Consider the following 18379-nt stretch of genomic DNA (forward strand, 5'->3'; position numbering starts at 1 on the left):
GTCAGTCTCCTCTTGGAAATCAGCGATGCAAGTCGCCGTAGTGTTCGTGCAGGCGTTCTATGTTCTGCAGACGTTCGCGCGCGGCCGCCCCAAGCTTGCGGGCCAGGGCCGAGCACAAATGATTGATGACGCTGGTGGCCGCGACGTAGGAATCGAACACGGCTGCGCCGCTGTTCACGCATCGCAACACCAGGTCCGAGCGCGCGGGCAATTCGGTGGCGGTGGGATCGGTCAGCACCACGACCTTCGCGCCCACCCTGTTCGCATGTTCGACAATCGGCTTGAGCAGCGTGACGCGACGCCGGAAATCCATCACCAGCAACACGTCGTCAGGCCCCAGGTCAGCCAGATCCTCGGCCAGGTTCAAACCCGCGCCCGGCACCAGCGCAACGCCGTCGCGCAGCTGCGTCAGCAAGGCCCAGGCGTACTGCGCCAGCACCCGTCCATTGCGAAAGCCCGCAATGCAGATACGGCGAGCGCCGGCAAACAGTTCGATGGCTCGCTCCACGTCGCGGCTGTCCAGGCGCTCGAAGGTCTGCGCCAGGTTCTGCAAATCGGTGGCCAGATGCTCCGCCAGCGCATCCCCCGTCGCGTCCGGCGGACGCACGCCCGCCATCTCGTACAGCGGCGACCCACGGTCGGCCTCATCGCGCGCCTGCGCCCGCACTTCGTTGAAGTTCTCGTACCCCAGACGCCGGAAAAACCGCCCCGCGGTCGCCTTGGACACGCCCGCCTTCTGCGCCAGCTCGGCGCCCGAATAGGCCGCGATATTGCCCAGGCACTCCAGGGTCACGCTAGCCAACCGCTGCTCGCTGTCCGTGAAGCTGTCCTGCAGCGCGAGGATGCGCTCCTGCAACACCGAAGTCATGATGATCCCGCCTATGAAACTATGGTTTCAGAAATATATTCTCATGAAACTTTAGTGTCAATGCAAAATTTGCATCATCGAAGCCGCGCTCACGAATGCCGCTAGCGGCCCTGCCCGGCCCAGGTCACAGCGCGCCCGCGCTGGTCTATCATGGCTTTTTTCAGACGTGTTGTTGTAAGGAGCGTTACATGATCCGAAAGCTGATCCCTTTCCTGCTGGTCGCCAGCCTGACCGCGTGCGCCAACACCGGCGCCCCGCGCTCATCCAGCTCGCCGGCGGCCTCCAGCTCCTCCGGCACCTCGTCTTCCGCTGATGCGGGGACCAGCTATGGCGGGTCTTCATACGGCGGGTCGTCCATGGGCGGCGGCAAGACCTGCGACGCCGCAGCCTTGCAATCCCAGATCGGCCAGAAAGCGACTGCTTCCGTCATGGAAGACCTGCGTACCCGCAGCGGAAGCGCCACCGCACGCATGCTGCGCCCGGGCCAACTGGTCACGATGGAGTACAACGCCACGCGCTTGAATTTGATCGTGGATGACAAGGACGTCATGACTGCGATTCGCTGCGGTTGATCGCAGGTCTGGCTGGCGCGAAAGACTAGCGGTGGAGTCCGCAAGCCCCGGCAGACCCCGCTCCTATCCGCTTGCGCGCAGACTGAAACGAGTCGTGGCCATCATCCTGATACGGCTGGACGAATTGACGGATGGGGTGTGCAGCACGCGCATGTCCATCAAAAACACATCGCCAGCCCGTCCCGACATCTCGATGATCTTGGTGTCGGATGCGCTGAGAACAGCTTCGAGATCACCCGGCGTTTTCAACGATCCACGAAGCCTCCCAGCCGCTACACCCGCCACGCGATGAGAACGGGCCAGCGCCAAAGTCGCGCCCCCGTGCTCAATAACGTCGTCGATCAGATAGAACACCTGGATGCCGGGGACCTCGGCGCCGGATTTCGCAGCCAGGTCAACGTGCCAGTTCAGGCTGCGCAGAGACCATGGCCCCTGATGAGGCAAAGACAGCAAGGGCTGCGTGCCTTGGCCGGGTTGCGGGGCTCTGCCGGTCAGGCCAGCGATTGCGTTGCGAATTTCCGCCGTGTTCAGCGTTTCATCCAGATCCGCAATCTTCACCATCGAGGATAGCTTTGCGATCTGCTGAAACGGCGCCAAATTGTTCAGCGAACTGCCCAGACTTTTTCCGCCGGCCCAGACCTTGAGCCGCGATAGCTCTCGCAGAATGCGCTCCCGAAGCGGCGTAAGACAGCGCTTGGAATGTGCGCCGCTCAATCGCAAGTACCCTTCGCTATGGAAGAAGTCGAGCTCTGATTGATTGAGAGTTCTGCCTGTCATGTTCGAGACTTTCGTGGAACGGCTTCTGTCCAGACGGTCGTAAACGTCATTTCCAAACTCGATTTCGGGAGCCATCGTGGCGACTGACACTGAGCAACGTAAAATGTCAGGTCTCCAGCCTCCACTTGCTTTCCTTATGAACCTTGAACGACTACGCCGCGAATTTCCCGACTTCGACATAGCCACCCTGCCGCCCCTGCCCGAAGGGTATTTCGATACGTCGAGCTACATCGATGCCGCTCCCTCATTCGAGAACGAAGAGCGCAGCCTGAAAGTGTATGTCGACTACGCCAACTACGCCGACCGCGAATCCGGCAGAAGCCAGCGCTTCTGCGTTTCTCGCTACGACGAGGAAGCTGGCGACTACGAGGACGTCGCCCTGTCGACCAACGATTGGGCAGAAGTCTTGCGCTTTCTGAGCGCCTGAACACTTGCGACGGGGGTGATCGGATTCCACTCCGATTATCGGATGGTCGCCCCCGCGACCTCTTGCGTTCCCGTGGTCTTTCTTGATCAGCTCTTAGGTAGCGAACTGTAGGCTGACACCTTTTCTCGAAGCCCTAACGCTTCAGTTTTGTGAGGCAGGGTTCTTGAGTCGCCGGCGCCCGGCCTGCGGGATTCCGATGCTCGCCCCGGCGGGGCTGCGCTTCGGATCCCTCCGCCCGGACACCGGCTCACGGCATCTGCCCATGAACGGTATCCAAAGCCAATGCATCAGGCGACTGCCAGCCGAGGACCCCGGAGTCATCCGAAGCGCAGCCCCGCCGGGGCGAGCATCGGAATGACGCAGGGCAGCCTCGGCGGCTAAAGAACCCTGGCTGTAGGAGTTCATTGAAGATGCAAGTTTGCTCAATGGACTTGAAAGGTAACAAATGTGTATAGGCTTGCCCGGCGCTCATCTCGCGTTGCGGCACTGTACTGCTCGGGGCCCCAGGTAGACCCTGATGACTGTCGGCTTCTGGCCGAGAGCCGCCGGATCCGCTGCTGTGCGCCTCTTCTTCATCGGCATATCCATGATCTTTAGTCCTCATGATATGCCTCGCACACTACATCACGGATAGGCCCGGGCGCTTACCATCAACCGCCATAGCATTGCGCGTAAGTAAAGTCGACCAGGCGCTTGTCTGACGCATCCTGTGGCGTGGACGGCTCTACTTGGAAATGCCCGAACATATCGTCGTTGCAGATCCTCACGTTCTTGCGCTGCGTACCTTCCTGCAATACGCAGGAGCCGCCAAAACTGTGATTACTCCCGGCGACGCCAACCGGTAGGTCAATCAGCCGGCTACAACCGATGATTCGGCCGTTTTGCTTCTGATACGACAACGATTGGTTGAACGATTCAACACGGGAGTTGGGATCACGAATCGACACTACATTAACGCACTCGCCACTAACGGTTTGGTTGCCCGGCAGCTTGCAGTCCGAGTACACCTCGCCATTGGCAATATGTTCCTCATTACGAGCCAGCATGGCGATGCGAGTTATGTATGTTTGCTGCAGGCAGGCGCTGTCTTGACAAATATCACGAGCGTATTTAATCCAGTTGCGCTGTTCTTTCGCCAACTCTTTCTTGCCATAGGCATCGGTTGCGGCTAGTGCTGTTTCATAGGCCCCATGCAATTTTCCATCCAGCGCGGATGTCTCGGCATCGCTACAGATCAACCTTTCCGTAGCGCTCACGGCCTTGTTGCAATCAAAACTTGCAGCTTGGGAGCCAGTCCATAGAGTTGCAAGGCCCAACGTAAAGAGAAGCTTTATCGCAGATGCATACAGCATCTTCAGTGCGTAAGCGGGTGGGCGTGTTGAATGCGGCTGGGTCATGATCCTTTCTTCTCAAGTTGTATGTCGATGATGTCTTGCGTACAGCACAACACATCTCCCTCGTGACACGCCAAATCAGCTTAACCGAGCTAATGCACATCTCTGGTCTTGCAATCTTGTCGCTGAAAAAAAGGTGTCAGACTACAATTTTGCAGCATCTGGCTAGCGTATTTGTAGTCTGACACCTTTATTCAAGGTAGGGTTCTTGAGCCGCCGGCGCCCGGACTGCGGGATTCCGATGCTCGCCCCGGTGGGGCTGCGCTTCGGATCCCTCCGCCCGGACACCGGCTCACGGCATCTGCCCATGAACGGCATCCAAAGCCAATGCATTAGGCGACTGCCAGCCGAGGACCCCGGAGTCATCCGAAGCGCAGCCCCGCCGGGGCGAGCATCGGAATGACGCAGGGCAGCCTCGGCGTCTAAAGAACCCTGGCTGTATGAGTTCATTGAAGATGCAAGTTTGCTCAATGGACTTGAAAGGTAACAAATGTGTATAGGCTTGCCCGGCGCTCAAGCGAGTAATCAAACTGCCCACGTGAACCTCAAGCTTGTGGCCCTCAGGGTCAAGAAAGTAAAAGGAATTTCCTTCGCTGGTGTTGCTCTGCCATTCAATGACGCCTGCTTGAATTAACTTAGCTACAAAGGCGGAGAAATCTTCTTGCGAGACACAGAAAGCGTAATGCGTGTACTCAGGCCATGGATGTTCAGCTCTTTTATCACCTAGGGTGAGACACAGCCATAACTGTCCAAGCTCAAGGTAAGCGCCCTTTCTCCATTTTCCGGGCGCAAGGTAAAATCCGCCCCCCATGCGCTACTCCGACTTCGACAACCGCCTCGCCGCTCTCGGCGCCCTGCCCGTCCACCGTGGCCGGCTCCTGCGCGTCTGGCTGCAAGGGCAAGCGCTCGACACCGGCACGCGACGTCGGAGCGCCGAACACTTCCTGCCTCTTGCGCTACGCGACGCCGTGCCCGCCTTGACGGCGGAACTGGACGCCCTTGCCCGCGTCCGCTCCGAACACGCCGGTAACGACGGCTCGCGCTTGCTGGTCGAACTCGCCGACGGGCAAATGGTGGAAAGCGTACTGCTGCCGCGCGACGGGCTCTGCGTCTCCACCCAGGTCGGCTGCGCGGTCGGCTGCCGCTTCTGTATGACCGGCAAGAGCGGCCTGATCCGCCAGGTCACGAGCATGGAAATCCTCGCCCAGGTCGTGCTGGCGCGGCGTCAGCGCGCGGTGAAGAAAGTCGTCTTCATGGGCATGGGTGAACCGGCGCATAACCTCGAGAACGTGCTCGAAGCCATCGACCTGCTCGGCACCGAAGGCAATATCGGCCACAAGAATCTGGTGTTCTCCACCGTGGGCGACTTGCGCGTATTCGAGGCCCTGCCGCAGCAACGCGTCAAGCCCGCGCTGGCGTTGTCGCTGCACACAACCAAGGCCGATCTGCGTGTGCACCTTCTGCCACGCGCACCGAAAATTGCGCCTGAGGAACTGATAGAACTGGGCGAGAAATACGCTCGCGACACCGATTATCCGATCCAGTATCAGTGGACGCTGCTCAAGGGCATCAACGACGGCGACGACGAGCTCGATGCGGTCGTGCGTCTGCTGAAGGGCAAGTATGGGGTGCTCAACGTCATTCCCTTCAATAGTCTCGAAGGGGATGATTACCAGCGCCCCGATACCGAGCGCATCCGCGAGATCGTCCGTAATCTGCAAAGCCGTGGCGTGCTGACCAAGGTCAGGAATAGCGCCGGGCAGGATGTGGATGGGGGCTGTGGGCAGTTGCGCGCTCGGGCCGTTGGCGCGGAGCAGGTGGTCGAATTGCGCAGAAAGCGCAGTGCAAAGGCAGAAATAGCCTAGCTCAGGACTATCCGCCGCTGGCGTGGGCAACCTTTTCGAGAAAGTTGATCTCGGCCCGCCGCGGACTTCTACGTTGTCGCGTTTGCCGCGAAAGCGGCAATGTGCAGCCAGGCCCCCCATAGCGACAAAAAAATAGAGAACGTTGTCCTTGCGACGCTCCATTTGCGTGCGTTCGGGCGCGAGCCCCGGGTGGCGAAGCCGCCGGCTTGGAACGAGCCCCCGCACCCGTCCGATGGCCGGGTTGCCGAATTGATTAGCTGTCTATGTATAATGCGATCAATTCTCATTTGATTCGTTTGCTTCCACATTCCGTCCTCATGCCAGCCCAGGATCTACCTATAACCGATGATTTGGCGGGACTGTATGTCGAACACGGCAAGTGGCTTCAGGGATGGCTGCGCAAGCGCGTCGGCGACACTTTCGCGGCAGCCGACCTGGCGCAGGACACTTTTCTAAGCCTGCTGGACCGCAAGACCGCGGCTATCGAGATCCGGGAGCCGCGTCCGTTTCTGGCGACGGTTGCCCGGCGGCTCCTCGCACACCGCCACCGCCGGCAGTTGCTTGAAACCGCTTATCTCGAGGCTCTCGCCTGCCTGCCGGAAGAAGTCGCTCCCTCGCCGGAAGCACAGTTGATGGCCGTCGAGAGCCTGCAGCAGATCGACCGCGTGCTCGATGGCCTGCCTCCCAAGGTTCGAGAAGCCTTTCTGTTGGCGCACCTGGTCGAACTGAGCTACGCCGAAATCGCCGAACGGTTGGGGACTTCGACCAGTTCAGTCAAGCAGTATCTGACCAGGGCCAACCGCGAATGCATGTTCGCGCTGGCGACCTGAATTCATGGCCTCTCATAGAGACACGCTAACCCTGCCTGGCGGCCGCGTCATCAGCCGGGCCACTGCGAACGCTGCGGCGGACTGGCTCACGCTGCTGATGTCCGGGGAGGCTGGCGATGAACAGCAACGCCAATGGCGCCAATGGCGCCAGGCACATGTCGATCATGAGGCCGCTTGGCAACATGTCGAATCTGTCACGGGCCGGATGAAATCACTGGAGCGTGCTCCGGCTTACGCGGCCCTGTCGTCGTACGCCACCACCGATCAGCCCTCCTCCGCCGCCCGCCGGCGGGTCACCCGAATGCTCCTGTGGGGGGGAATGGCCACCAGCGCCGGGTTGCTCGCTTCGCGCACTGACACCTGGCAGGCCCGCACGGCCGACTACCGCAGCAACACGGGTGAGCAACGCGAAGTCACGCTGGACGACGGCACCCGGCTGACGCTGAACACGGATAGCGCGGCAAATGTGCGCTTTGATGCGGACCAGCGCCGAATCTTGCTGATGGCGGGCGAGATCATGGTTGCGACTCGCCATGGGCCGGGGATGGCCGATCCGCGGCCACTTTCGGTAGTGACCGCCGAGGGCAGCATCCGTTCGCTGGGTACACGATTCACTGTACGGCAGCGCGCTGGACAGACCAGTGTGGCGGTTCTGGAAAGCGCTGTGGAAGTCTCTCCCCGCGCCGGCTCCGGCGCGAGTGTGCTGCACGCCGGCCAGCAGACCCAGTTCAGCCGCGATGCTGTTGGGGCGCCGCGCGCGATCAATGAGCAGACGGATGCATGGGCGCGGGGTCAGTTGGTGGCTGACGAGCAGCGGCTGGGCGACTTCGCTGCCGAACTGGATCGCTATCGGCGGGGCGTACTGCGCGTCGATCCGCAAATCGCGAATCTACGGCTTTCGGGTGTCTTTCCATTGGCGGACACGGACAGGATCCTGGCTACGCTGCCCAGCGTGCTGCCGGTACGCGTGCAATGGCGCACCCGTTACTGGGCGACGATCGTACCGGCCGATTGAGGCCCGAAAAAAATTTTTCGAATTGACTGCCCGATTGGCATGTTCGCGGCACCTACCTAGGAAGGACCGGGATTTTCGGAGGTCCAATCCAGAGGAAGAACATGCCGAACCTGCACCGCGCCCACGATTCGGAGCGCCCTTACCCATCGTCTACTGCGCTTGCCGCCCTGACGCTGACCGCCGCCCTCGCGGCCGGCGTTCCGGCCGCCGTGCTGGCGCAAGGCGCCGCGCCTCCCGCAGCAGGGACCGCCGCGGTCGAATTCAGGATTGCCGCCGGGCCGCTGGCGCCCGCTTTGCGTCAGTTGGCCAGCACGGCCAACATCATGTTGACCTTTACCGCCGAGCAAACCCAGGGCAAGCGCACGGCCGGCGTGAGCGGCCGCCATCCCGCCGCGGGCGCGCTGAGCCTTCTGCTTGCCGGCAGCGGCCTGCGGGCCGTGCAACTGGACAATGGCGCGTACGTGCTGCAAGTCGACGAGACGCTCTCGTCCGCTGCGTCCGACGCCGCCACGCTGCCCATGGTTACAGTAACCGGAACATCGGTAGCGGACGGCACTACCGAGGGCACGGACTCGTACACCACCAGCAGCATGGCCACGGCCACCCGGCTCAACCTGTCCATGCGCGAGACACCGCAGTCGGTCACCGTCATTACCAACGAACGCATCAAGGATCAGAACCTGCAGACGATCAACGATGTGGTGCAGGCTGCCCCCGGTCTGACGTACCGGCGCTTCGGCCCGGAGCGCGCCTCCTTTTATGCGCGCGGCATGTATGTGGACAACATCATGTTCGACGGTCTGCCCGTGAGCCTGGACAGCTCCAACCTGTCGCAGGACCTGCTGTCCACCGACATGGCTATTTATGACCGCGTGGAGATCGTGCGTGGCGCCACCGGGCTGGTGCAGGGTGCAGGGAATCCGTCGGCTGCGATCAATCTGGTGCGCAAGCGGCCGACCGATGTGCCGCAGGTATCCGCCGACGTGAGCGCCGGCAGTTGGGACCACTATAGAGCCCAGCTGGACGCCTCTGGTCCGCTATCGGAGGACGGCAGTCTACGCGGCCGCGCCGTGATCGCCACTCAGGACTACGGAAGCTACAAGCGTGGCGAAAACAGCAGCGGCCAGACGTTTTACGGGATCCTGGAAAAGGACTTGACTGCGTCCACCACGCTCACGCTCAGCGCGTTGCACCAAGAGAACAGGTTGCATGGCAATGGCTTTACCGGCTTGCCCGTGGCCCGCGACGGTAGCGATCTGGATCTGCCTCGATCCACCTCATATGCCAATGACTGGGAACATTGGAACAAGAACACCACTTCGGCATTCGTGGGGCTCGACCACCGATTCGAAAATGGCTGGCGTACGCATCTCTCGGCCTACTACGCGCAGGCCGAGGTCGACATGCTGGGCCATTACCTCAATTACAACTTCACCACCGCAAAATACCGCCAACTAGGCGCGCGCAACGCCCATACGGAAAAGCAGAGCAGCGTGGACCTGTATGCCAACGGTCCCTTTCAATTGCTTGGCCGCACGCATGAACTGGTACTGGGCGCCAGCTACCGCAACATCGATTTCGACGGCAACAGCCGTCAAGGCGTGGTTCTCTACGACAACCTCGATCTCTACGACTTCGATCCGAGTGCCGTCGCCAATCCCAACATCCCGCTGCGCGACTGGATGGACGCCGACATCACCCAGCAAAGCTTATACGCCACGACCCGCCTGAACCTGGCCGATCGGCTGAAACTGATACTGGGCGGACGGTTGGACTGGTTCGACTACAACGACACCGTCAACACGTATCCCAGCTTTACCGCCAACACGCCATCCGTCAGCGCGCATAACCGATACCGCATCAATAACCAACTGACAAAGTACGCCGGCATCGTCTACGACTTGAACGACCAGCACTCCGTCTACGCCAGCTACACGGACATCTTCAAGCCTCAGAATTACATGGACGCCAGCAACAATCTGCTGGATCCGGTGATCGGGCAAAACTATGAAATCGGTATCAAAGGCGAATACTTCAATGGCGCGCTGAATGCCTCGGCAGCATTGTTCCGCATGGACCAGAAAAACCGCGCCTTCCGCAGCACCGATCAGACCCAATGCGCCGGTTACCCGACTGTCGCCTGCTTTTCAGCCGCTGGCGAAGTACGCAGCCAGGGCGTGGAATTCGAATTGCAGGGCGCCATCACCCCCAACTGGCAAGTGAGTCTGGGCTACACGGTGGCCATCGCGCGTTATCGCAAGGATGCGAACCCCGACAATGTGGGCGAGCTGTTCGACACCGACACGCCGCGACACCTGTTCAAGCTGTCGACGATGTACCGGCTGTCTGGCGCTTTGCAAGGCTGGCGCATCGGCGGCTCGGTCTACCGCCAGGGCTCCATCTACAACCAGGGCACCACGAGCGGCGTTCCCTTCCGTATCAGCCAGGACGCCTACACCCTGGCCGACCTGGTAGTGGGCTGGCAGGCGACGCCGAAGCTGGATGTACAGCTCAACATCAATAATGTCTTTGACAAGAAGTACTACAACGCGCTGTCCGGCAATGTGGGCTTTCCGAGCAATGTCTATGGCGAGCCGCGCAGTGTGACGCTGTCGGCACGCTACCAATTCTGATGCGCGGCGGCATGCGTGGCGCGATGGTGTTGCTGCATCGCTGGTGCGGCCTGTTCATCGCGGGTTTCCTGTTCGTCGCCGGCTTGACCGGCGCGCTGATCGCATGGAATCACGAACTCGACGAGTGGGCTAACCCCAAACTGTACGTGGCCGCCTCCGGTGCGACAGCTAACGCACTAGCTCCCTTGGAGTTGGCGCGCCGGGTCGAGGCGGCTGACCCGCGCCTGCGCGTCAGCTTTGTCCCGCTGACGCTGGAGCCTGGCCACACTGCGATGCTGGGTGTCGCCGCGCGCATCGATCCCGCTACCGCAGCGCCCTACGTCCTCGGCTTCAATCAACTGGCCGTGGATCCTGCCACCGGCCAGGTCCAGGGGCAGCGGCAGTGGGGCCAGATATCGCTGTCGCGCGAGAACTTGCTGCCCTTTCTCTACAAGCTGCACTACACCCTGCACATCCCCAAAGGCTGGGGAATCGAATTCGGGGTGTGGCTGATGGGGGTGGTGTCGGCGGTCTGGATCATCGACAGTTTCCTGGCTCTCTGTATCTCATTTCCCAATGTGCGCAGTTGGCGCAAGTCGCTGAGCTTCCGGCTGCGCCAGGGCGGCGTCAAACTCAATTTCGACGTGCATCGCTCGGGTGGCGTATGGGTATGGGGTCTGCTGCTGATGCTGGCCGTGACCTCGGTGTCGCTGAACCTGGGAACGCAAGTGATGCAGCCGCTCGTGTCGGTTTTCTCGCCCATCACGCCCTCGCCATTTCAGTCACGCCAGGGCAGTCGCGAGCGGGAACTGACCGACCCGCTGCTGCGTCGAGAGCAGGCTATCGCCGTAGCCGAGGCCGAAGGCAGCCGTCGAGGCTGGACTGCCCCCGCCGGGTCTCTTTTCTATGCGCAGCGCTTCGGCATTTATGGCGTGACGTTCTACGCGCCGGAAGACGACCGGGATGAGAACGGCATGGGGAACAACGTGCTTTATCTGGACGGCGACACCGGTACGATCGTCGGCGAAAGAGTGCCGGGCCAAGGCACCTGGGGCGATGTGTTCATGCAGGCGCAATTGCCGCTGCACTCCGGCCGGCTGCTGGGCATGCCGGGGCGCGTGTTGATTTCGTTCATGGGGATTTTTGTTGCAACGCTGAGCGTGACTGGATTGGTGATCTGGGTGCGCAAACGGCGGGGAAAAGGTGCCAGACTGCAATTCCGCAAAGGAAATTCCCTCCCCTCACCATGAGCGCCCATGGTCAGCGGCGAAATACCAGCCAGATCAGCTATCGACTCGCGCGCGAAGCTCTTCCAGCAACTTTTCGATCGAATCAGACTTGATAATGGAACTGAAATTCGAATGATAGACCTGCTGAACGGACATCCCGCTCACATGCATGTCGACCACCTGCCACCTACCATCAATATAAAGAAGTTGAAACGCCATGGTGAACTCGTTGGCCTTCGATTTCGCCGAATAGTAAATGCAGTCTGCTGTTTTCAGCGTGAGGCAGGTGATCTGATACACAGTAGCCGAGCCGGGCTTACTTCGGAACCTCTCCCCATCCTCCAACTCAAACTGCGAGGGCAACGGGTTTTCGAAGGCGCCTTGGAGGGTCCTCATCAGGAACCGGCTATAAAGATCGACGGCTTCTGCCTGCCTTGACGCTGACATTGATCCCCACGCTGGTCCCAATACAACTCGCGTCATGGTCTCGGTTGCTACCAGGCGCTTGAAGGTAGGGCCAACACGCTGAGCGAACGCTTGCCTGGTCTCCTTCTGCGGGCTCGCTGTAGCTAGAAGTGCCGCTGCAACCTTCTTGGCATCGGCATCCGTTTTCTGAGAGGGCTGCGCGGTTGCACTTCCAGAGGATCCCATCAAGAGAAAGCTCAGCAGCAGAAGTTTCGGAAGCATGTTTTGCATCTTTTTTCATCCATCAGCCGTGGAGAATGCAAGCGTCCTACGCGAGACGCCCGTACTCGATGAAAAAACTGCGGGTCGTGGGACGCGACTGTTTGGCGTTTGCGGCATCCCGGCAGGGTTTTGCAGCGTCGCTGTCAGCCTTCAACTTCGCGCGCTCCGCGATGTAGTCAAGTGCCAGCGTCACTTTCTCGTGATCGCCCTTCATTCATTTTTTAACGAATAGGTTATTCGTGATCGCTGTGCAAGTAACTAGCCCGGAAGGAGCAATCCAATCCTTCCGGGCGATACAGCGGCGCAACCGTAAGCCGAACCGACTTAGCGGCTGGCGCGACTAATCACAGCGACGACGGAAGCTGGCTTTAGGCTGAGCAACGCAAAGCCCACGCTTGGCAAGCCGTTCAGCCTTTCCCAACCAGGCCTTTAGTCATCCCCTCCCCCCGACGCATTCCTCGCCTCCGCCAACGCCACCGTCAAATGCATCACCTTCTTCTTCAACTGATCCCTTTCATCCGTCAGCCGAGTCAGCAACTCCCGTAACCGCGCCACCTCCGCCGGCAAATCCGCAATGTTCTCAATAGGAATATCCGGCACAGCCTCACGCGGTGGCGGCGCTTTAGCCTGGCGGACCTCACGAGCCGCCTGCTGCAATTCCTTCCTGCCGCCAGCCACGGCCGCAGCCTGCCGCTCAGGCGGCAACGTCGCCACCGCCGCCGCAGCGTTGATGGAAATAGCCCCATCCTTGACCGCACGCACCAGTTCCGGCGCCGCAGCCTTCTGTATCTTCTCGATCTGCCCCAGGGTATTGCTGCTGATCCGCGCAGCCCGAGCCAAAGCCTGCCGGCTCAGCGCCTGCGACACGACTGCGGCAGGCAACGGCGGCGGTTCGCCGGAGTCTTCGTCCCAGGGCGGATCGTCGGGCGCGGGCGCAGCCGCGGTGCGCGCCTGCAGGATTTCCTTCTTGCGCAGCGCCAGCACCCCACGCTGGAAATCCGACACGCTACGCCGGCCCAGGTGATTTTCGATCATCCAGAGGTGCACGTCCTCGATGGATTTGAAGGAGGTGTTCTGGCGGGTTTCGAAGGGGATGCCGTGCTTCATGCACAGGGCATGGCGGTTGTGGCCGTCGACCAGCAGGTCGCCCCATAGCACCAGGGCGTCGCGGCAGCCTTCGGCGAGCAGGCTGCGTTCCAGCGCCTCGCGCTCGTCGTCGGTCAAGGGGTCTATGTAGGCGCGCAGGCCCTCGTCTATCCTGATTTCCATGGTGTCCAAATACGGTTACGCCCAGCCCGGTACCTATACGAGGCCCCGGCATCTGTCCTAAGCCAGCCCCTGCCCCCGCAGCACGTCCTGGATTGCCGCCAGGCGCGCCACCGGATCGGTCATGGCGAGCAAGGCGGCTTTGTCGTCGGGCGGCAGCGGCAGCAGTTCGCACCAGCGGTCGGCGACCCAGCCGCTGTCATCCAGCCGGAACGGCGGGCCCAGGGGCATTCTTTCGGGGGACACGCCATCTTGCTGCCATTGGGCCACCAGGCGTCCCAGCGCGTCGGCGCTGGGCTGCATGGCGGCCGGCACGGACGCGGGCGGGTCGTCGGGGATGGGCTCGGCCTGGCCCATCCAAAGGCCGTATTTTGCCACCTCGCTGGAAAGCAGCCGGAAGCGGCTGGTGCCGACGCAGCGCAGTTCCAGCAGGGCCGGCATGGGCGCGTCCCAGGCGTCGATGCGCGCCATGGTGCCGACGGGGGCCAGGGTCTCCGTGCCTTCGGGGGTGCGGACCTCCTGGCCCGACAACAGGCCGACCACGCCGAATTCGCTGCCGTCCGCGATGCAGCGGCGGATCATGTCCAGGTAGCGCACCTCGAAGATGCGCAGGTGCAGCACGCCTGCGGGGAACAGCGCGTTGGATAGCGGAAACAGCGGGATCAGAGACATGGCGGCCTCCTATTTCACGATGAATGCCTCGTCGACGGGCACCTGCATGGCGGTGACCATGGCATTGGTCTGCGCGGCCATGCCTATTACGCCCAGCAGTTCGGCATGCTGGCCGTCGGTCATGCCCTTGGCGCGGGCGGCGGCGGTGTGGGAATGGATGCAGTAGGTGCAACCGTTGGCGGTGGACACGGCGATGTAGATCATTTCGCGCATCAGGGGAGAGAGTTCGCCGTCCGCCATCATGACCTGCTTGAGCTGGCCCCAGACCCGCTCAAGCTGCGGCGGATCGTTGGCCAGGGCGCGCCAGAAGTTATTGACGAAATCCGACTTGCGCGTGGCGCGGATGTCTTCGAACACGGCCCAGGCTTGGGGGCTTTGGCGGACGTCGTCGTCGGACAGCAGTTTTACGGTGCTCATGCGGCGCTTCCCTGAAAACTCGTTCAATTCGATGAAAAGACATGTCACGCGCTAGCCATATCGCGCGGCGCGCGCTTGCCCTATGATGTAGCGCGGTTCGCGGCGCTCAGACGCTGCGGCCGTCGTACGGGATGCGGGGCCAGGCGTTCAGATCCACGTTTTCCAGGCAGCGCACGTTTATCGCTGCTGTCTCTTCGCCCTTGGCACCCACGCCGAAGCCGAATGGCGCGCAGCCGCAATTGGCGCAGAAGTGGTGTGAAATCACGTGCTTGTTGAACCGGTAGGTCGACATGGCGCTGGCGGGCGTGGCAAGGCGCACGCTGGCGCGGGGCACGAACCACAGCAGATAGCCTTTGCGGCTGCAGTGCGAGCAATTGCATTCCAGTACCTGGGACGGTTCGCCATCGACTTCGAACGCGATCTGTCCGCAATGGCAGCTTCCTTTCAGCATGGCCGGGCTCCTTTGTACGTGGGGTCAGGCTTCCATCATAGAGCGGCGCCGCCCTCCTGGCACCGTCCGTTCGTCACCCTGGAGACATCATGCCCCAACTATCCGCCTACCTCAGCTTTGACGGCAATTGCGCCGAGGCCATGCACTTCTACGAGCGCGTGCTGGGCGGGCGGATGGAGGCCATGATCCGCTATGCGGACGCCCCGCCCGACGCCGCCATGCCGGTCTTGTCGGACGAAGACGCCGGCCGTATCATGCACGCCCGCCTGGGCCTGGACGAGCAGACCCTGATGGGCAGCGACGCGACCGCCGGGCATCCCTATCCCGGCAAGCAGGGCGTGGCGCTGGCGCTGGCCTATCCCACGGTTTCGGACGCGCAACGCGTCTTCGACCTGCTGGCCGACGGCGGCAGCATCACCATGCCCTTGCAGAAGACCTTCTGGGCCGAGGCCCATGGCTCGCTGATAGACCGCTACGGCACGCGCTGGATGGTCAGTGGCGGGCGCGTTTCCCACTAGAAAAGCAACGCGGCGGATCGAACCGCCATCCACGGAGCAACAACTGATGACGCATGGAATACATGGCAAGCAACGCTGGTGGGCGCTGATGGTGCTTTGCCTGGGCGTGTTGATGATCGTGCTGGACACCACCATCGTGAACGTCGCCCTGCCCTCCATCCGCGAAGACCTGCATTTCACCGAGACCTCGCTGGTGTGGGTGGTGAACGCCTACATGCTGACCTTCGGCGGCTTCCTGCTGCTGGGCGGACGGTTGGGCGACCTGCTGGGGCACCGCCGCATGTTCCTGGCGGGCCTGGTGGTCTTCACGATTGCCTCGCTGGCCTGTGGCCTGGCGCAGAACCAGGCCCTGCTGATCGGCGCGCGCGCGGCGCAGGGGCTGGGTGGCGCGGTGGTGTCGGCGGTGTCTCTGTCGCTCATCATGAACCTGTTCACCGAAACCGGGGAACGGGCGCGCGCCATGGGGGTGTATGGCTTTGTCTGCGCGGGCGGAGGCAGCATCGGCGTGCTGCTGGGCGGGCTGCTGACCAGCGCGCTGTCCTGGCACTGGATCTTCCTGGTGAACCTGCCCATCGGCGTGGTGGTCTATGCGCTGTGCCTGCGGCTGATTCCGGCTGCGCCGCCTGCCGCCGCCGGCGCCCGGCTGGACGTGGCCGGCGCGCTGAGCGTCACCGCCTCGCTGATGCTGGCGGTGTATGCGGTGGTCAACGGCAACGAGGCCGGCTGGACCTCGACGCAATCGTTGACCCTGTTGGGCGCGGCAGCCGCGCTGATGGCGCTGTTCCTGACGATCGAAGCGCGGGTGGAATCCCCGCTGATGCCGCTGGGGCTGTTCCGCCTGCGCAACGTGGCCACGGCCAACGTCGTCGGCGTGCTGTGGGCCGCGGCCATGTTCGCGTGGTTCTTCGTGTCGGCGCTGTACATGCAGCTGGTGCTGGGCTACAGCCCCATGGAGGTCGGCCTGGCCTTTCTGCCGGCCAATCTCATCATGGCGGCGTTCTCGCTGGGGCTGTCGGCCAAGCTGGTGATGCGCTTTGGTATCCGCGGGCCGTTGGCCACGGGTTTGTTCATTGCCGCGCTGGGGCTGGCCTTGTTCGCGCGCGCGCCGGCGGACGGCAGCTTCGCCGTCGATGTCCTGCCAGCCATGCTGCTGCTGGGCCTGGGCGCGGGCGTGGCCTTCAACCCGATGCTGCTGGCCGCGATGAGCGATGTGGAGCCCAGCCAGTCCGGCCTGGCGTCCGGCGTAGTCAACACAGCTTTCATGATGGGCGGCGCGCTAGGTCTGGCGGTGCTGGCCAGCCTGGCCGCAGCGCGTACCGCGGGGTTGGCAGCGGCTGGCGCGGCGCCGACCCTGGCGCTGAATGGCGGCTATCAGCTGACCTTCCTGGCGGGCGCCCTGATTGCAGGGCTGGCCGCTGCGCTCAGCGCGCTGCTGGTGCGCACACGTAACCACGAACTGTCGGTCCAGGCCGGTTCGTCGCACTGACACGGGATAGTCGCGGCGCGCGGGCGGCAGGCGCTGTCCTGTCCGCCCGCGCCGCCATTGCCGCTACTTGCGCGGCATCCAGTTCTCAGCCAGCTTCACGAAGGCGCTCGCGCCGATCGGCAGCAATGCGTCGTTGAAGTCATAGCTGGTGTTGTGGACCAGGCATGGGCCTTCGCCGTGGCCGGGTTCACGGTGGTCGCCTTCGCCGTTGCCGATGAAGCAATAGCTGCCGGGCACCTCTTCCAGCATGAAGGAAAAGTCCTCGGCCGCCATGATGGGCGCCTGCACCAGCACGCGCTCCTGCCCTACCACCTGGGTCAGCGCGTTGCGCATGAAGGCGGTCTCGGCCTCGTGGTTGATGGTCGACGGATAGTGCCGCGTGAAGACGAATTCGCATTGCGCGCCGAACATGCCGGCCACGTGCTGCGCGATCTCGCCCATGCGGCGCTCGATCAGGTCCAGGGTTTCGCGGGTATAGGCGCGCACCGTGCCGCGCAGTTCGCAGGTGTCGGGGATGACGTTGACTACGCCGCCCGCCTGCACCGTCGTCACCGAGATGACCGCTGTCTCCAGCGGCTTCTTGTTGCGACTGATGATGGTCTGGAAGGCCTCGATCATCTGCGCTGCCGCGGGTATGGGATCGATGGACAGGTGCGGCATGGCCGCGTGGCCGCCCTTGCCGCGCACGGTCACGTGGAATTCGCTGTTGGACGCCAGCACCGGCCCCGCGGACGAGGCGAAGCAGCCCACCGGAATGCCGGGCATGTTGTGCATGCCGAAGACCGCTTCCATGGGGAATTTCTCGAACAGGCCGTCGCGCATCATCTCGCGCGCGCCGCCGCCGCGCTCTTCGGCGGGCTGGAAGATCAGGTACACGGTGCCATCGAAGTTGCGATGGTGCGCCAGATGCTGGGCCGCGCCCAGCAGCATGGCCGTGTGGCCGTCGTGGCCGCAGGCGTGCATCACGCCGGGATGCTTGCTGGCGTGGCTGAACTGGTTGACCTCGTGCATGGGCAACGCGTCCATGTCGGCGCGCAAGCCCAGCGTGCGCCCGGAGTCGCCATTGCGGATCACGCCCACCAGGCCGGTCTTGCCGAAGCCGCGATGCACCGGGATGCCCCAGCTTTCCAGCAGCTGGGCCACCAGGTCGGAAGTGCGGTTCTCTTCGAACGCCAGTTCCGGATGCGCATGGATGTCCCTGCGGATGTCGCGGATGGACGGGGAGTTTTCAACAATCTCTTCGATCAGGTTCATAAGCTGCTGCGGGCCCCGCAAGCGGAGCCCCGAATACCA

Annotated in this window: 18 protein-coding genes and 1 pseudogene; 9 read left to right on the plus strand and 10 right to left on the minus strand. The window is 62.3% G+C overall.

Annotation, left to right across the window (positions count from 1 at the left end; translation table 11 throughout):
- Nucleotides 1–19: 19 nt before the first annotated feature.
- Nucleotides 20–868: a MurR/RpiR family transcriptional regulator gene (locus tag IB259_RS06630; RefSeq protein WP_082400960.1), complete on the minus strand. Its 849-nt coding sequence runs from the start codon at nucleotides 866–868 to the stop codon at nucleotides 20–22.
- A 188-nt stretch (nucleotides 869–1056) separates the two neighbouring features.
- Here IB259_RS06630 and IB259_RS06635 point away from each other — a divergent pair, with 188 nt between their 5' ends.
- A complete protein-coding gene (locus IB259_RS06635; protein WP_054453798.1) occupies nucleotides 1057–1440 on the plus strand; it encodes an I78 family peptidase inhibitor in 384 nt (127 codons plus the stop codon).
- Nucleotides 1441–1503: 63 nt separating this feature from the next.
- On the opposite strand, the gene IB259_RS06640 is transcribed toward IB259_RS06635, so the two are convergent.
- Complete coding sequence (locus tag IB259_RS06640; protein WP_225596779.1) at nucleotides 1504–2292, minus strand: phytanoyl-CoA dioxygenase family protein; 789 nt, start codon at nucleotides 2290–2292, stop codon at nucleotides 1504–1506.
- A 61-nt stretch (nucleotides 2293–2353) separates the two neighbouring features.
- On the opposite strand from IB259_RS06640, the gene IB259_RS06645 reads away from it, so the two are divergent.
- Nucleotides 2354–2644 carry a hypothetical protein gene (locus IB259_RS06645; RefSeq protein WP_054453796.1) on the plus strand — a complete coding sequence of 97 codons (291 nt, stop codon included), beginning with the start codon at nucleotides 2354–2356 and terminating at the stop codon, nucleotides 2642–2644.
- Nucleotides 2645–3294: 650 nt separating this feature from the next.
- On the opposite strand, the gene IB259_RS06650 is transcribed toward IB259_RS06645, so the two are convergent.
- Nucleotides 3295–4041 (minus strand): lysozyme inhibitor LprI family protein, encoded by a 747-nt coding sequence (locus IB259_RS06650; protein WP_225596780.1) that lies wholly within the window; start codon nucleotides 4039–4041, stop codon nucleotides 3295–3297.
- 505 nt (nucleotides 4042–4546) lie between these two features.
- Nucleotides 4547–4819 (minus strand): annotated as a pseudogene (locus tag IB259_RS31205) (glutathione transferase); the annotation flags it as partial.
- A 28-nt stretch (nucleotides 4820–4847) separates the two neighbouring features.
- Here IB259_RS31205 and IB259_RS06655 point away from each other — a divergent pair.
- From IB259_RS06655 to IB259_RS06675, 5 genes are all read left to right on the plus strand, one after another.
- Entirely contained in the window at nucleotides 4848–5903 is a 1056-nt protein-coding gene (locus IB259_RS06655; RefSeq protein WP_192328097.1) for an RNA methyltransferase, read from the plus strand.
- Nucleotides 5904–6220: 317 nt separating this feature from the next.
- A complete protein-coding gene (locus IB259_RS06660; RefSeq protein ID WP_054453792.1) occupies nucleotides 6221–6733 on the plus strand; it encodes a sigma-70 family RNA polymerase sigma factor in 513 nt (170 codons plus the stop codon).
- Nucleotides 6734–6737: 4 nt separating this feature from the next.
- Nucleotides 6738–7748 (plus strand): FecR domain-containing protein, encoded by a 1011-nt coding sequence (locus IB259_RS06665; RefSeq protein WP_175213488.1) that lies wholly within the window; start codon nucleotides 6738–6740, stop codon nucleotides 7746–7748.
- Between the two features lie 101 nt (nucleotides 7749–7849).
- Nucleotides 7850–10381 (plus strand): TonB-dependent siderophore receptor, encoded by a 2532-nt coding sequence (locus IB259_RS06670; RefSeq protein WP_192328100.1) that lies wholly within the window; start codon nucleotides 7850–7852, stop codon nucleotides 10379–10381.
- Nucleotides 10381–11610 carry a PepSY domain-containing protein gene (locus IB259_RS06675; RefSeq protein WP_225596781.1) on the plus strand — a complete coding sequence of 410 codons (1230 nt, stop codon included), beginning with the start codon at nucleotides 10381–10383 and terminating at the stop codon, nucleotides 11608–11610. The genes IB259_RS06670 and IB259_RS06675 overlap by 1 nt, the downstream gene beginning before the upstream one ends.
- A 33-nt stretch (nucleotides 11611–11643) precedes the next feature.
- Here IB259_RS06675 and IB259_RS06680 read toward each other — a convergent pair whose 3' ends face one another.
- The 5 genes from IB259_RS06680 to IB259_RS06700 form a co-directional block, all read right to left on the minus strand.
- Nucleotides 11644–12285 (minus strand): phospholipid-binding protein MlaC, encoded by a 642-nt coding sequence (locus IB259_RS06680; protein ID WP_054453786.1) that lies wholly within the window; start codon nucleotides 12283–12285, stop codon nucleotides 11644–11646.
- A 420-nt stretch (nucleotides 12286–12705) separates the two neighbouring features.
- The gene (locus IB259_RS06685) at nucleotides 12706–13545 is read right to left on the minus strand and encodes a hypothetical protein (RefSeq protein WP_054453784.1); all 840 of its coding nucleotides are present in this window, start codon (nucleotides 13543–13545) and stop codon (nucleotides 12706–12708) included.
- 57 nt (nucleotides 13546–13602) lie between these two features.
- Nucleotides 13603–14214 (minus strand): LON peptidase substrate-binding domain-containing protein, encoded by a 612-nt coding sequence (locus tag IB259_RS06690; protein ID WP_192328103.1) that lies wholly within the window; start codon nucleotides 14212–14214, stop codon nucleotides 13603–13605.
- A 9-nt stretch (nucleotides 14215–14223) separates the two neighbouring features.
- Entirely contained in the window at nucleotides 14224–14631 is a 408-nt protein-coding gene (locus IB259_RS06695; protein ID WP_192328106.1) for a carboxymuconolactone decarboxylase family protein, read from the minus strand.
- A 106-nt stretch (nucleotides 14632–14737) separates the two neighbouring features.
- Nucleotides 14738–15082 (minus strand): GFA family protein, encoded by a 345-nt coding sequence (locus IB259_RS06700; protein WP_119451940.1) that lies wholly within the window; start codon nucleotides 15080–15082, stop codon nucleotides 14738–14740.
- Between the two features lie 89 nt (nucleotides 15083–15171).
- Between IB259_RS06700 and IB259_RS06705 the strand changes: the two genes are divergently transcribed.
- Both IB259_RS06705 and IB259_RS06710 read left to right on the plus strand, forming a co-directional pair.
- Nucleotides 15172–15600, plus strand: a complete 429-nt coding sequence (locus tag IB259_RS06705; RefSeq protein WP_054453774.1) for a VOC family protein — start codon at nucleotides 15172–15174, stop codon at nucleotides 15598–15600.
- Nucleotides 15601–15646: 46 nt separating this feature from the next.
- Nucleotides 15647–17086, plus strand: a complete 1440-nt coding sequence (locus tag IB259_RS06710) for an MFS transporter (protein ID WP_175164149.1) — start codon at nucleotides 15647–15649, stop codon at nucleotides 17084–17086.
- Nucleotides 17087–17149: 63 nt separating this feature from the next.
- On the opposite strand, the gene IB259_RS06715 is transcribed toward IB259_RS06710, so the two are convergent.
- Entirely contained in the window at nucleotides 17150–18340 is a 1191-nt protein-coding gene (locus IB259_RS06715; RefSeq protein ID WP_192328109.1) for a M20 aminoacylase family protein, read from the minus strand.
- Between the last annotated feature and the right edge of the window lie 39 nt (nucleotides 18341–18379).

The sequence above is a fragment of the Achromobacter sp. ACM04 genome, from assembly GCF_014851465.1.
GTDB classification, from domain to species: Bacteria; Pseudomonadota; Gammaproteobacteria; order Burkholderiales; family Burkholderiaceae_B; genus Achromobacter; species Achromobacter aegrifaciens.